The 13627-nt window shown below is 59.8% G+C and carries 13 protein-coding genes and 1 pseudogene; 7 read left to right on the top strand and 7 right to left on the bottom strand.

What is annotated here, in order from left to right:
* Positions 1-6 precede the first annotated feature (6 nt).
* The 5 genes from ACYAS9_RS13645 to ACYAS9_RS13625 all read right to left on the bottom strand — a co-directional run bounded on the left by ACYAS9_RS13645 (position 7) and on the right by ACYAS9_RS13625 (position 4271).
* Positions 7-2445, bottom strand: coding sequence for a TonB-dependent receptor plug domain-containing protein (locus tag ACYAS9_RS13645; protein WP_463568820.1), 2439 nt, complete (start codon positions 2443-2445; stop codon positions 7-9).
* 164 nt (positions 2446-2609) lie between these two features.
* On the bottom strand, positions 2610-3041 hold the full coding sequence (gene ribD, locus ACYAS9_RS13640; protein WP_463568819.1) for a bifunctional diaminohydroxyphosphoribosylaminopyrimidine deaminase/5-amino-6-(5-phosphoribosylamino)uracil reductase RibD: 432 nt from the start codon (positions 3039-3041) through the stop codon (positions 2610-2612).
* Complete coding sequence (gene alkB, locus ACYAS9_RS13635) at positions 3041-3700, bottom strand: DNA oxidative demethylase AlkB (RefSeq protein WP_463568818.1); 660 nt, start codon at positions 3698-3700, stop codon at positions 3041-3043. Before alkB ends, ribD begins: the two co-directional genes overlap by 1 nt.
* Before the next feature lie 60 nt (positions 3701-3760).
* Positions 3761-3940 (bottom strand): hypothetical protein, encoded by a 180-nt coding sequence (locus ACYAS9_RS13630; protein WP_463568817.1) that lies wholly within the window; start codon positions 3938-3940, stop codon positions 3761-3763.
* A 25-nt stretch (positions 3941-3965) separates the two neighbouring features.
* Positions 3966-4271 (bottom strand): DUF1883 domain-containing protein, encoded by a 306-nt coding sequence (locus ACYAS9_RS13625; protein WP_463568816.1) that lies wholly within the window; start codon positions 4269-4271, stop codon positions 3966-3968.
* 168 nt (positions 4272-4439) lie between these two features.
* Here ACYAS9_RS13625 and ACYAS9_RS13620 point away from each other — a divergent pair, with 168 nt between their 5' ends.
* Positions 4440-4790: a hypothetical protein gene (locus ACYAS9_RS13620; protein ID WP_463568815.1), complete on the top strand. Its 351-nt coding sequence runs from the start codon at positions 4440-4442 to the stop codon at positions 4788-4790.
* 3 nt (positions 4791-4793) lie between these two features.
* Here ACYAS9_RS13620 and ACYAS9_RS13615 read toward each other — a convergent pair whose 3' ends face one another.
* Positions 4794-5075 (bottom strand): hypothetical protein, encoded by a 282-nt coding sequence (locus ACYAS9_RS13615; RefSeq protein WP_463568814.1) that lies wholly within the window; start codon positions 5073-5075, stop codon positions 4794-4796.
* Between the two features lie 143 nt (positions 5076-5218).
* On the opposite strand from ACYAS9_RS13615, the gene ACYAS9_RS13610 reads away from it, so the two are divergent.
* The 4 genes and pseudogenes from ACYAS9_RS13610 to ACYAS9_RS13595 all read left to right on the top strand — a co-directional run.
* A complete protein-coding gene (locus ACYAS9_RS13610) occupies positions 5219-6622 on the top strand; it encodes a UDP-glucose dehydrogenase family protein (protein ID WP_463568813.1) in 1404 nt (467 codons plus the stop codon).
* A 42-nt stretch (positions 6623-6664) separates the two neighbouring features.
* A complete protein-coding gene (gene galU, locus ACYAS9_RS13605) occupies positions 6665-7504 on the top strand; it encodes a UTP--glucose-1-phosphate uridylyltransferase GalU (protein WP_056839215.1) in 840 nt (279 codons plus the stop codon).
* A gap of 138 nt (positions 7505-7642) precedes the next feature.
* Positions 7643-9001, top strand: a complete 1359-nt coding sequence (gene gorA / locus ACYAS9_RS13600; protein WP_463568812.1) for a glutathione-disulfide reductase — start codon at positions 7643-7645, stop codon at positions 8999-9001.
* A gap of 141 nt (positions 9002-9142) precedes the next feature.
* A pseudogene (locus ACYAS9_RS13595) lies at positions 9143-10807 on the top strand (hybrid sensor histidine kinase/response regulator); the annotation flags it as partial.
* Between the two features lie 12 nt (positions 10808-10819).
* On the opposite strand, the gene ACYAS9_RS13590 reads toward ACYAS9_RS13595, so the two are convergent.
* Positions 10820-11797 (bottom strand): DNA-binding protein, encoded by a 978-nt coding sequence (locus ACYAS9_RS13590; RefSeq protein WP_463568811.1) that lies wholly within the window; start codon positions 11795-11797, stop codon positions 10820-10822.
* A gap of 179 nt (positions 11798-11976) precedes the next feature.
* Between ACYAS9_RS13590 and ACYAS9_RS13585 the strand changes: the two genes are divergently transcribed.
* Both ACYAS9_RS13585 and ahpC read left to right on the top strand, forming a co-directional pair.
* Positions 11977-12936, top strand: coding sequence for a site-specific integrase (locus tag ACYAS9_RS13585; RefSeq protein ID WP_463568810.1), 960 nt, complete (start codon positions 11977-11979; stop codon positions 12934-12936).
* 113 nt (positions 12937-13049) lie between these two features.
* A complete protein-coding gene (ahpC, locus tag ACYAS9_RS13580) occupies positions 13050-13613 on the top strand; it encodes an alkyl hydroperoxide reductase subunit C (RefSeq protein ID WP_463568809.1) in 564 nt (187 codons plus the stop codon).
* Positions 13614-13627: the final 14 nt, after the last annotated feature.

The raw sequence follows: 13627 nt of genomic DNA, 5'->3' as shown, positions 1-13627 counted from the left end.
GGCTCCTTAGAAGTTGACCGTCAGGCGGGTGTAGTAGAAGCCGCCGTCGCTGCCGAACGGCGAGGAGCCGTAGGGCGCGAAGCCGGCTGCGTTGGCCAGGGCGTTGGCGTCGGGGTATTCGTCGAACAGGTTTTGCGCGCCGATGCCCAGGCTGACTTCAGGCGTGAGCGCGTAGTCGATGTCGAGGTCGGTGATCCACTTGGCGCCGAAGGTGCGGTCGTTGTCCTTGAGCACTTGCGGCGTGGTGACCTTGCCGTAGCGGGTCACGCTGAGGTTGACGGTGAATTTGTCGATCAGCCAGTTGCCGCCCAGGATCAGCTTGTTGTGCGGGGCCACGTCGGTCAGCAGCTTCTGTTGCTGGCGGTCGAAGTACACCAGCGAGTTGTCCAGCGCGTTGAGCGAGGCGGGCGCGCTCTTGATGTCGGTGATTTCGGTGTGGTTGAGGTTCAGCGCCGCGCTCCACTGCACCACGCCGAAGCGGCCGTATTCCTGAACGTAGTCGGCGACAAAATCCAGTCCGCGCGTGCGCGTGTCGACGCCATTGGTGAAGTACTGCGCCGACTGTTCGCCCGACAGGCCGTTGGCGATCAGCAGGTTGCTGACCGCGCTGCCGGTGAGCTGACTGGTCTTGACCACACGGTCCTGAATGTCGATCTGATAAGCGTCGACGGTCAGGCTCAAATCGTCGATGGGCTTGTAGACCAGGCCCAGGCTGAGGTTGACCGATTTCTCCGGTTTCAGGTCCTGCGAGCCCAGCGCGCGGGCCAGCGCCGAGTCGACGCGGGCGACCTTGATCTGGCTGGACGTGGCCACGCCGCCGGTGACATTGACGTAGTTCTGGGTCTGGCCATAGCCCTGTTGCGACAGCGACGGCGCACGGAAGCCGCTGCTCAGGGTGCCGCGCAAGGCCAGTCGCGGGGTGAATTCAAAGCGGGTGGTGAGCTTGCCGCTGATCGAGTTTTCGTCGATATCGCTGAAGGTTTCACCCCGGGCAGCGGCGCCGATGTACCAGCGATCGGTGGGGTTGTAGCCCAGATCGAGGTAGCCAGCCGAGGTGGTGCGCTCGACGCTGCCTTCGTCGGCGGCGCTGGTGCTGGGCACGCCACGGGCGCCGATGTCGGCATAGCGGCCAGCCTTGCTGCCGCTGGTGAATTGATAGCCGCCGTTGCGCCAGGCATCCGGCTCGCCGGCGATCAGGTTGTAGCGTTCCTGACGCTGCTCGAAACCCCAGGACACTTGCAGCGGGCGGTCGAGCAGGCTGAAGCCACGGGTCAGGTCGAGGTTTTGCGTCCATTGCGAGAAAGTGACTTCAAACAGATCGAACTTGGTCGGCGCGTTCACCGGTCCCAGTGACGGATTCAGGTCATCGGCCGCGTAACCCCTGACCTGGTTGCGTCCGTACGTGCTGCTCAAATCCCAGTCCCAGCCGCTCACCAGGCCCTTGGCGCCGACCGCCAGCGACAGGTCGCGCACCCGCTCGCTGTAGACCGGGTAGTAACCGTCGGGATAGATCGAGTCGAGCACTTCGGTAGACGAGGGACGGCGGAAGGTGAAGCCCATGCTCATGTGCCGCTGGCCGTAGGTGCCGAACGAATACAGTTGGGTGTTATCGCCCACCGGCAATTGCGAGTTGAAGGCCAGTGTGTAGGCCTCATGGTTCGGGGTGCCGTTGAGGGTGCCGTAGCGATGCCCCGGCGATCCGGCTTCACGCGGGTCGGCGCTGCCGTTGGCTTGCAGCGGGTAAACGTTGCCGATCACGCCTTCGTTGCGGTTGGTCGCGTTCTGGTTAAGGCCTTCAAGCGTGGCATTGAAGAAACCACCGTCGCCCAGCTCGAAGCCCTTGTTGAGGCTCTGACGGACCTTTTCGCCATCGCCGGCGTACTGGCCGCCGTATTCGGTGACCGAAGAGCCGGCCTTGTCGCTGTTCTTGAGGATGATATTGATCACACCGGCAATCGCATCAGAGCCATATTGCGCCGCCGCGCCGTCGCGCAGCACCTCGATATGGTCGATGGCCGCCACCGGAATCTGTTCCAGATCGACCGGGTTGTTGCCGGAACTGTCGGCGTTGCCCCAATTGAGCAATGCGTTGTTGTGCCGGCGCTTGCCGTTGACCAGAAACAACACATACGCGCTGCCCAGGCCACGCATGGTCACCGTGCTGATCGGCGCGCCGCCGCGTTGTGTGGTGGCAATCGACGGCACCGCTTCGGCCAGCGCTTCACGCAGGTTGCTTTTGCCGGTCTTTTGCAGGGTTTCGGCGCTGATCACATCCACCGGCACCGGGCTGTCGGTGACCGTGCGTTCCTGGCCGCGCGTACCGGTAACGACCACGGTGGACAGGTTGGCGTCATCGGCCAGCACATGGCCTGAAAACGGGATGGCAAAGGTGAGTGACAGAGCAATAGCAAGCGGCGAACGGGCAAAGCATGCAACTGAACGCATGGCGAACCTTCAAGACGGGAGGTGAGTGAACGGCCTCCTGTTGTCCTGGTCGGCGCGGGTCGCACTTTACGGGGGGAAGTGTGTAGAAGGGAAAGTGCTGTTTTGCATATCTTTATGTCTTAAATATAAAAAATATTTAATTTGAGTGGCGATCTGGACGATCTTTAGAGCAGGTAGCGCTCCAGGTCCTTGCGTGCCTGATCTTCCACCAACCCGACCACCACCTCGATACCGGCTTCCTGAAGAATCCGGATGCCGGCGCCTGCGTTTCTCGGATCGGGGTCAAGCATGGCCACGAACACCTGCTTCACGCCGCTTTTGACCAGGGCCTGCGCGCAGGAGGGGGTTCTGCCGTGAAACGAGCACGGTTCCAGCGTCACATAGGCGGTGACGCCGTGGCTGTTCGCCGGCAAGCGGCTCAGCGCCATGGCTTCGGCGTGATGCTGGCCAGGCGGTTGGGTGAAACCCTCGCTGATGATTTGCCCGTCCTTGACCAGCACGCAGCCAACCGGTGGGTTGGGCCGGCAATCGGGCAAGGCGTTGCGGCCCTGGGCCAGGGCCCGTTGCATGAAGTCGGTATTCGAGAGTGTGGACATCAGCCCGCCTTGCGAAATGTCAGGTTGATTCGTTGCGCGCCCAGCAACGGGTGATGGCCCTCGGCAATCGGCAGGATGCCATGAAAGCGCAGGCGGTCTTCATTGCCCCACACCAGCACGTCGCCATGAAACAGCGACACGCGCTGCGCCTTGTCGCTGCGTTGCAGGCCGCCAAACTGGAAGATCGCCGGCAAGCCCAGCGAGACCGAGACCACCGGCCAGCGGTGATCGCGTTCATCCTTGTCCTGATGCAGGGCCATTTTCGCGCCGGGCACATAGCGGTTGATCAGGCAGGCATCGGGAATGAAATCGGCAAAGCCTGCTTCTTGCGCGGCCTGCTGCGCCAGTTCCCGCCAGGCCTGAGGCATGTCCGGCCAGGGCTCACCGCTGAGCGGGTCGTGTTCGGTGTAGCGGTAGCCGCGCCGATCGGTGATCCAGCCCAGATGTCCGCAACAGGTCATCGCGGCCGACATGCGATAGCCGCCCGGGGTGTGCATATGGCGAAACGGGGAAGCCGCCTCGATCTGCGCCAGCAGGGTCAGGACATGTTCAGTGTGGGACAGGGCAAAACCGCGCAGCAAGGTCGCGGCCGGGGCGATGCTTTCGCGGCCCTTGGGGGTGTCATCGGCGAACAGGTCGAAAGTCAGTGATGAGGGCATGGCTGTTCGGTCATCGGGCGGGTCATGACCCGCCAGGCTGGGCCGGCGGGTCGCTGCGGGTCAGAGCGCTTTGCTGACCTTGACATCGCTGATCACGTCATCACCCTGGCCGTGCATCTTTTCCAGCGCGGCGCGGGCTTCGTCGACCGAAGCCGATTGCAGCTGGGCAAATTCAAAGCGGCGCTCGCCATTGAGCTTGTAGCTGACGGCGTATTTGGTGGTCGGGGTTGGGCTACTCACGGTCACTCCTGAGTTTGCTTGATGATCAGCTCAGCTGCGAGTGCGAGCGGCGCACGATCTTGATCGAATGGGTAAAGGTGGGCTTGTGGCCCGGATTCTTGTCGGGCTTGCGTCCGGTGGTGTCGACAGTGATGTTCCAGAAACCGCTGCTGGGCACGCTGATCTTGGCCGGGAAGCGATCGAAGGCGCCGCCATGGTACGTATGCCGGCCACCGTTTTTGAAGCTGCGAAAATTCGCATCGCTCATCAGGCGAATATTGCATGGCCGTGAGCATTCGATGACGACCAGATCGTCTTCGTTGAGGTGCTCACGCTGGTGTACGAACTTCATGGGTGTCTCCGCAACAGGCTTTTTACAAAAGCGAAACGATAGCACGAGGCGCTGGACGTTTTGCCAAATGGCTCACAGTTATTTACAGGATGATGGCAAAAAGTCCGCTGGTCCGGGATTTTATTGCCTTCAGGCTTGTCCTAACGGCTTTGGATTTGGAGGGATTGTATGAAAGTGGCCGTGGTAATCCTGGCCCTGGCAATGGCCGGGTGCGCGTCAGTCGAGGACATCGAGCATTCTCCGGCGACGCTGAGCGTCATTTCCGGCAAGAAGCCGAACGAATACGCCACCTGCTTTATCGAAAAGATCGGCGACAGCCGAACGCCACCCTTGAAAGAGGTGCGCAACGATGGCGTGCGCCTGATCGTTGCGCAGAAGCTCAGTGAGGCCCCGGCGGCAATCGTCGACATCGAGGACCGTTCCGGCGGCAGCTCGATCAAGGTCCATGAGCGGCTCAACAATCTGCCGGTGCGAGGCGGTGATGTTCAGCGCGCCGCTGAGGCCTGTATCTCCGGGTAATCTCTATTTGCACACCACCAGCACGCTGCGGTGCTTGTAATTGCCCACGTCCATGCCCAGGGTCTGATCTTCGGCCTCCGGACGTGCGGTGCCGTCGGTGCCGACGATTTCATAGCCGGTGCCGGCGCATGAGTCGTTGGCTTTTTCATAGCACTTGGCCCAGGACATGGCTTCGCCCGAGCAGTCGATGTTCAACCCTTGCTGGCCGTTCTTCAGGTGCGTGGGGGAGGCGGTGGCGCAACCGGTGAGGACCAGTACGGCAAAAAGGGGCAAAAGTCTGATCATGGTGTTCGCTTCAAAAATCGGGCTGCTAAAGGGGATTCAGGCACATCGGGTTGGACCGGGGGCGGGTGCCATCGTTCCGCCATGTATTGCAAGTCATGCATGTTCATGTGGATGTCGTGTGTCGGTCATGAGTCTGCAACCGGATGGCGGTGCAATTGTCGCAAATCCTGTCAGGAGTGACGAGCATGCGACTTTGCATCATCGGGGCCGGTTACGTCGGTCTGGTGGCCGCCACCTGTTTTGCCGAAATGGGCAATCGGGTCGTCTGTGTCGAGCAACAGCCGTCGCGCCTGCAGGCCTTGCAGCGCGGTGAGTGTCCGATCCATGAGCCGGGCCTGGAGCCCATGCTCAAGGAACATCTGGCCAGCGGGCAATTGAGCTTCACCGGCACGCTGAGCGAAGGTGTTCGCCTGGCAGAAATCGTCTTCATCGCGGTCGGCACGCCTTGTCATGAGGACGGCTCGGCCGATCTGTCGCATGTGCTTGAAGTGGCTGACCAGCTTGGGCGCTGCCTGAACCGGGCAAGCCTGGTGGTCAACAAGTCCACCGTGCCTGTTGGCACCTGTGAAACCGTAGCATTGCGCATCAACCAGCACTTGGCCCGGCGCGGCCTGGAGCTGCGGATCAATGTGGCGAGCAATCCTGAATTTCTCAAGGAGGGCGCCGCCATCGAGGACTTCATGCGCCCCGACCGGGTCATCATTGGTTGCAGCGAGCCGCAATCGGCAGAGCTGTTGCAGCGCTTGTACAGCCCCTTTCTGCGCAATCGCGAGCGCGCGCTGGTCATGGACCTGCGCGCCGCCGAGTTCAGCAAATACGCCGCCAACGCCTTTCTGGCGACAAAGATTTCCTTCATCAATGAAATGGCGGGGCTGTGCGCCCATCTGGGCGTGGACATCGAACAAGTGCGGCGCGGCATCGGCAGCGACCGGCGTATTGGCACGCACTTTATCTACGCAGGGTGCGGTTATGGCGGTTCATGTTTTCCCAAAGACGTGCGGGCGTTGATAAACACCGCCGAACAGCAAGGCTTCGATGCGCAAATACTGCAAGCGGTGCAGGCGCGTAATACCACCCAGAAACATCTACTGTTTGAATCAGTAAACCTTTATTTCGGTGGTCTTATCCGAGGCCGGGTAATCGCGGTGTGGGGACTGGCTTTCAAGCCGGGCACCGACGATATCCGCGAGGCGCCCAGCCTGGTGTTGATCGATGCCCTGCTGGCCGCCGGTGCGCAGGTGCAGGCCACGGATCCTGCGGCCATGGCGGCGGTGGCTGAACATTATCGCGATGCAATTCAACGCGGTCAGCTACGCTTGCATGAGTCGCTGTATGGCTGCGCCGAAGGCGCTGATGTCGCCGTGTTGGTGACTGAGTGGAAACAGTTTCGCCAGCCCGATTTCATTCGTATCCGGGGCGCGATGCGCAGACCGGTGCTATTTGATGGCCGTAATATCTACGACGCTGCGGAACTATCTGCCAAAGGATTTCTCTACCATGGAATAGGAAGGCCAGTGGCGGGGCATTGTAAGGTGAGCGCCGCCTGATTAGACTGCGCCGACAATGCCACGCCTTACATAAGGACTTATATGATCAAGAAATGCTTGTTCCCTGCAGCCGGCTACGGCACTCGCTTTTTGCCAGCGACCAAAGCCATGCCTAAAGAGATGCTGCCCGTGGTCAACAAGCCACTGATTCAATACGGCGTGGAAGAGGCGCTTGCAGCAGGCCTGAATGAAATCTCCATCGTTACTGGTCGTGGCAAGCGTGCGCTGGAAGACCACTTCGACATCAGCTACGAGCTGGAGCACCAGATCAAGGGCACCGACAAGGAAAAATACCTGGTCGGCATCCGTCGTCTGATCGACGAGTGCAGCTTCTCTTATACCCGTCAGACCGAAATGAAAGGCCTGGGCCACGCCATCCTCAGCGGCCGTCCGCTGATCGGCAACGAGCCTTTCGCCGTAGTGCTGGCTGACGACCTGTGCGTCAACCTGGACGGCGACACCGTGCTGGCACAGATGGTCAAGCTGTACAAGCACTACCGTTGCTCGATCGTCGCCATCCAGGAAGTCGATCCGCAAGAAACCAACAAGTACGGCGTTATCGCCGGTGAAGAAATCAAGCCAGGCCTGTTCCGTGTCAACGACATGGTCGAAAAGCCGAAGCCTGAAGATGCGCCGTCGAACCTGGCAATCATCGGTCGTTACATCCTGACGCCGGATATCTTCGAGCTGATCGAGCAGACCGAGCCAGGCAAAGGTGGTGAAATCCAGATCACCGACGCGCTGATGAAGCAAGCGGCCCAAGGCAACGTGCTGGCTTACAAGTTCAAGGGCCAGCGTTTTGACTGCGGCGGCGCCGAAGGCTACATCGAAGCCACCAACTTCTGTTTCGAAAACTTCTACAAGACTGGCAAGGCGTTCTGATTTTTCCCGCCTGTTAATCTGAAGCCACTGCGGCTTTCATGCCGAACCCTCAAGGTTCGGTGTGAAGGCGGTAGTGGCTTTTTCGTTTCTGTGTGATTGCGCAGCAGTTATGCTGTGGGCCTGCTCAAGGAGACAGTAATGGCTTACGACTTCGATCTATTTGTCATCGGTGCCGGTTCCGGTGGCGTTCGGGCGGCGCGCTTTGCCGCAGGCTTCGGGGCGCGGGTGGCTGTGGCTGAAAGCCGCTATCTGGGTGGCACGTGCGTCAACGTCGGCTGCGTACCCAAGAAACTGCTGGTCTACGGCGCACATTTTGCCGAGGATTTCGAGCACGCCAAAGGTTTTGGCTGGAAGCTGGGCACGCCTGAATTCAACTGGTCGACCCTGATTGCCAACAAGGATCAGGAAATCCAGCGCCTCAATAACATCTACCGCAAGCTGTTGCTCGACAGCGGCGTGACCCTGGTTGAAGGTCACGCAAAGCTGACCGGTCCCAATGGCGTCGAAATTGACGGCAAGCACTACAGCGCCGAACGCATCCTGATCGCCACCGGTGGCTGGCCGCAAGTCCCGGATGTGCCGGGGCGTGAGCATGCCATCACTTCAAACGAGGCCTTCCACCTCGAAACACTGCCCAAGCGCATTGTTGTGGTGGGCGGCGGCTATATCGCCGTGGAATTTGCCTCGATCTTCAATGGCGTCGGTGCGCAGACAACGCTGGCGTATCGGGGCGAGCTGTTTTTGCGCGGCTTCGATGGTGGCGTGCGCACGCATCTGCATGAAGAGCTGGTCAAGCACGGCGTGGATGTGCGTTTCAACTGTGATATCGCCCGCATCGACAAGCAGGCGGATGGCAGCCTCAAGGTAACGCTCAAGGATGGCGGCACGCTGGAAACGGATTGTGTGTTCTACGCCACCGGTCGGCGGCCGATGCTCGACAACCTCGGCCTGGAAAACGTCGACATCAAACTCGACAAGCACGGCTATATTCAGGTTGATGAGCATTATCAAAGCAGTGAAGCGTCGATTCTGGCCCTGGGTGATGTCATCGGCGGCGTGCAACTGACGCCGGTTGCGTTGGCTGAGGGCATGGCCATTGCGCGTCGTCTGTTCAAACCTGAGCAATATCGCCCGGTGGACTACAATCACATCCCGACGGCGGTCTTCAGCCTGCCTAATATCGGTACGGTCGGGCTGACAGAAGAGCAGGCTCTGGAAGAAGGCTATTCGATCCAGGTATTTGAAAGTCGTTTCCGGCCAATGAAGCTGACCTTGACCGATGATCAGGAGCGTACTTTCATGAAGCTGATCGTCGACAGCGCCAGTGACCGGGTATTGGGTTGCCATATGGTGGGACCCGATGCAGGCGAAATCGTCCAGAGCCTGGCCATAGCCTTGAAAGCTGGCGCAACGAAGCGGGTATTTGACGACACCATGGGTGTGCATCCGACCGCAGCTGAGGAGTTTGTCACCATGCGCAGCCCTGTGGCGCGCTAGATGCTCCTTGGCTAACCAGTAATACCTTGCCCCGCATTCAGGATGAAATCGGGGCTGACCCTGTTTTTGAGGATGGATCCTGCAGTGAGTAAACATAAGCCGGCGGCGGCAATGCCCTTGAATTCAGCACCACCCGACAAAGAATGCCTGCGTGAGCTCGACGCCCTGCGCGAGAGCGAGCGTCAGTTCAGAACCCTGGCCGACAACATGAGCCAGCTGGCCTGGACGGCGAATCCTGCCGGCAGCATTCATTGGTACAACGAGCGCTGGCATGATTACACCGGCGCCTCGCTGGAAGCCATGCGTGCCCTGGGCTGGCGTTCGGTGCATCACCCGGATCATCGCGAGCGGGTTGTTGCGCATCTTGAGTATTGTTTTGCGACGGGCTCCGTCTGGGAAGACACCTTTCCGCTGCGCAGCAAGGACGGCGGTTTCAACTGGTTTTTGTCGCGTGCCTTGCCGATTCGTAACGAACGCGGGCACATCACCCATTGGCTGGGCACGCACACCGACATCACCGCTCAGGTCAATGCCGAAGAGGCCCTGCGTGAACTCAATGACAGCCTTGAGTTGCGCGTTGCCGAGCGCACCCGTGAACTGGCGCAGGCCAATCAGCGCCTGCAGGTCGAGATCGCGGAGCGGGCGCAAGCGGAAGAGGCGTTGCGTCATGCGCAGAAAATGGACGCCATCGGCCAGCTCACCGGCGGTATTGCCCATGACTTCAACAACATGCTCACCGGTGTGCTCGGCGCTCTGGATCTGATTCGGCGACGTCTGGCGGCCGGGCGCGTCAATGAGGTGGAGCGCTATATCGATGCTGCTGTCACTTCCGGCAATCGCGCGGCGGCACTGACCCAGCGACTGCTGGCCTTTGCTCGTCGCCAGTCGCTGAAAACCTGTGAAGTGCGTGTCAATTGCATGGTCGCCTCCATGGAGGAACTGCTGCGCCGCACCATCGGTGAAAGCATCAAGCTGCATATCGAGCTTGAAGATCATGGCCAGGTGATTCGTACCGATGAGCATCAACTGGAAAATGCGCTGCTCAACCTGGTGATCAATGCCCGCGATGCCATGCCTGACGGCGGCCAGCTGTGGGTACGCAGCCAGCTTACGGTGCTGCACGTGCGCGATGGCGAGCTGATGCCGGGCCAGTACCTGCAACTCAGTGTTGAGGACACCGGCTGCGGTATTCCCGATGATGTGATTGCGCGGGTCTTCGATCCTTTTTTCACCACCAAGCCCATCGGTCAGGGAACGGGGCTCGGGTTGTCGATGGTGTACGGCTTCATGAAGCAAACCGGCGGCCATGTGCGCATCGACAGTGTCGAGGGGCAAGGTGCGTGTATTCGTCTGTTCATGCCGTGCGAGGCCCAAGGTGCGATCGGTGCTGTCGACGTTGGCGATGTGCCGCAATCGCCTCGCGCCAATCAGGGTGAATGCGTGCTGGTGGTCGAGGACGAAGAGGCGGTGCGCATGCTGGTGGTCGATGCGTTGCGCGAGCTGGGCTATTCAACCCAGCAGGCGGGCGACGGCGCTGGTGCAATTACCCGCTTGCAGGGTTCTGAACGCATTGACCTGCTGGTCACCGACGTCGGGTTGCCGGGCCTGAATGGCCGGCAACTGGCCGAAATTGCCCGTCAGTTCCGGCCTGAGCTGAAGGTGCTGTTCATGACCGGTTATGCCGGCAACACCCAGGATCGCGAAGAGCTGCAAGCGCAGGGCATGGACCTGCTGATCAAGCCATTCAATGTCGATGATCTGGCGGCGCGGGTGCGCGGCATGCTTGGGGTCAACGGTACGGCGTGATGCTCGTCCGGTTCACGGCTGCGGTTCTTGTTTGATCTGCGCCTGTAAATTCTCCAGCGCCGCTTCCTTTCTGCTCAGCAACAACTCCAGCACGCGATTCTGTTGCAAAGCATCGTTCATGCCTTGCTTGAACCCTGCGCCGTCCTGAAGGGCGGCTTGCAGGCGCACTTCCAGTTGTGCGCTGCGGGTAATGGCTTTCTGTTGTTCGTTGACGGCTTTTTCCGTTTGCTTGTTGGCCTTGTCCAGTTGCGCCTGGCAACTGTGCAGCTCGCGGCCAGTGCTGCGTTGCTCAGCCAGCAGGCGCTCGTTGTCGCGATTGAGGACGGTGATCGACTCTTGGTGCAAGGTCTGGGTCTGCCGGGCTTGGCGCAATTCCATCTGCACCTGTTGCAACTGGCCCTCATGACGCTGCTGATCCTGCTCGCGCTGTTCCTTCACGGCGTTGCGGTAATGCTCGAGTGCGTCACGCGCGTGCCGATGTTTTTCTTCCAGCGACTCGATCTGCCGATCGCGATCGATCAGGCGTGACTGCAGGTCCAGATTGGCCTGATTCAGCCGGGTATTTTCGGTTTTCTCTTGTTGCAGTGCCTCGCGGGTGTCCTGCAAGGCCTGACTTTCCTGCGCCAGATGCTCGCCTTGCTGGGCAAAGCGTTGTTGCAGCGCTTCCAGTTGCACCTGTGCTGCGGCCATTTCTTGCTGCAGGGCAGTACGCTGGCGCTGCATCTCTTCCTGTGCCTGATCGATGCGTTCCTGCGCCTGGCCTTGCAGTCGTTCGGCCAGGCGCGATACCAGTTCACCCAGCTCGTCGTTGATCGATGGAGCAGGGCTGTCTTGCGCCTCAAGCTCGCGCAAATAGCGATGAATCGTGGTTTTCGAGCCGGTATTGCCCATTTCCACACGTACGGCATCGATGCTCGGGTTCTCACCGCGCGCGAGCAACGCCAGCCTTGCCTTGTGCACCACCGCCTTGTTTATGCCGCCGCGTGCCATGCTTGCTCCTACGATTTCGTACTGTGGTATGTATCCTGTAATTACATACTAATTTTCGCTGATTCGATAGCGGTTTTTAGTGCTTATTTAAGGCGGGATATTGGCGTATTATCCCGTGTCAGTCGCTTATAAGCGGTTTTTGGCAGTCCCATACGGTACGAAACAGGCAGTTCAGAGCCATGAGTGATGTGGATCGCTACATCGAAGCCGCCACGCGGGACAACACCCGGCGCAGTTATCGGGCGGCCATCGAGCATTTCGAAGTGAGCTTTGGCGGATTTCTGCCGGCGACCAGCGACAGCGTCGCGCGCTATCTGGCGACCTATGCCGGCGAGCTCTCGGTCAATACGCTGAAGCTGCGGCTGTCGGCACTGGCGCAGTGGCATTCAAGCCAGGGCTTCGTCGACCCGACCAAGGCGCCGATGGTGCGTAAGGTGCTCAAGGGCATTCGCGCCTTGCACCCGGCGCAAGAGAAACAGGCCGAGCCTTTGCAGCTGGCCGATCTGCAGCGCCTGGTCATCAGCCTTGATGCACAGGCCAGCCTGGCGGCGAGCGTGCAGGACCATGCTCAGGTATTGCGTTGCCGGCGCGATGCGGCGCTGATTTTGTTGGGATTCTGGCGGGGCTTTCGCAGCGACGAGCTGTGCCGCTTGCAGGTCGAGCACGTCAAGGCGGTGCCCGGTTCCGGGATTACCCTGTACCTGCCGCGCAGCAAGAGTGACCGCGATAACAGTGGCCGCACGTTTCAGACCCCGGCCTTGCAGCGGCTTTGCCCGGTGCAGGCCTATCTCGACTGGATCGACTGCGCCGCCCTGGCGAACGGCCCGGTGTTTCGCGGCATTGATCGCTGGGGCAATCTGGGCGAGGAGGGGCTGCACGCCAACAGCGTGATTACTCTGCTGCGCCAGGCTTTCGAACGGGCAGGGCTGGCAAGCGATGCCTACAGCAGTCACTCATTGCGTCGCGGTTTTGCAACATGGGCGCATCAAAGTGGTTGGGATTTGAAGTCGTTGATGGCCTATGTGGGCTGGAAGGACATGAAATCAGCCATGCGTTACATTGAAACCTCACCGTTTGGCCCCCATGTAGGTGCGGAGCAGGCGATAAAGGTTTCTTCTATTAATAGAGAGCCTTTATAGAGAAAACCAATCGATGGCATCGACTTTACCAATGAGCCATGCCGGTCGATTGTGCGTAAGCTCCAATCCATCGAATTTACACATTCCTCTTCACAAACCATGGAGATTCACCGATGCCTATCATCAACAGCCAAGTAAAACCGTTCAAAGCCACTGCTTACAAGAACGGCAATTTCGTTGACGTTTCGGATGCCGACCTGAAAGGCAAGTGGTCTGTGGTGTTCTTCTACCCAGCCGACTTCACCTTCGTCTGCCCGACCGAACTGGAAGACCTGGCTGACAACTACGCTGAATTCCAGAAACTGGGCGTTGAGATCTACAGCGTTTCGACCGACACCCACTTTGCCCACGCTGCCTGGCACAACACCTCGCCAGCCATCGGCAAAATCCAGTACACCATGATCGGCGACCCGACCCTGACCATCTCGCGCAACTTCGACGTGCTGATCGAAGAAGCCGGTCTGGCTGACCGCGGTACCTTCGTGATCAACCCTGAAGGCCAGATCAAAATCGTTGAACTGAACGACGGCGGTGTAGGCCGTGACGCTTCCGAGCTGCTGCGCAAAATCAAGGCCGCTCAGTACGTTGCTGCTCACCCAGGCGAAGTTTGCCCAGCCAAATGGCAAGAAGGCGAAGCCACTCTGGCCCCTTCGCTGGATCTGGTCGGCAAGATCTGATCTGCATGAAACCG

This window comes from Pseudomonas sp. HP_08 (assembly GCF_055284095.1).
Note: the sequence above shows the minus strand (reverse complement) of the source record. Positions and strands in the feature narration are given on the sequence as shown.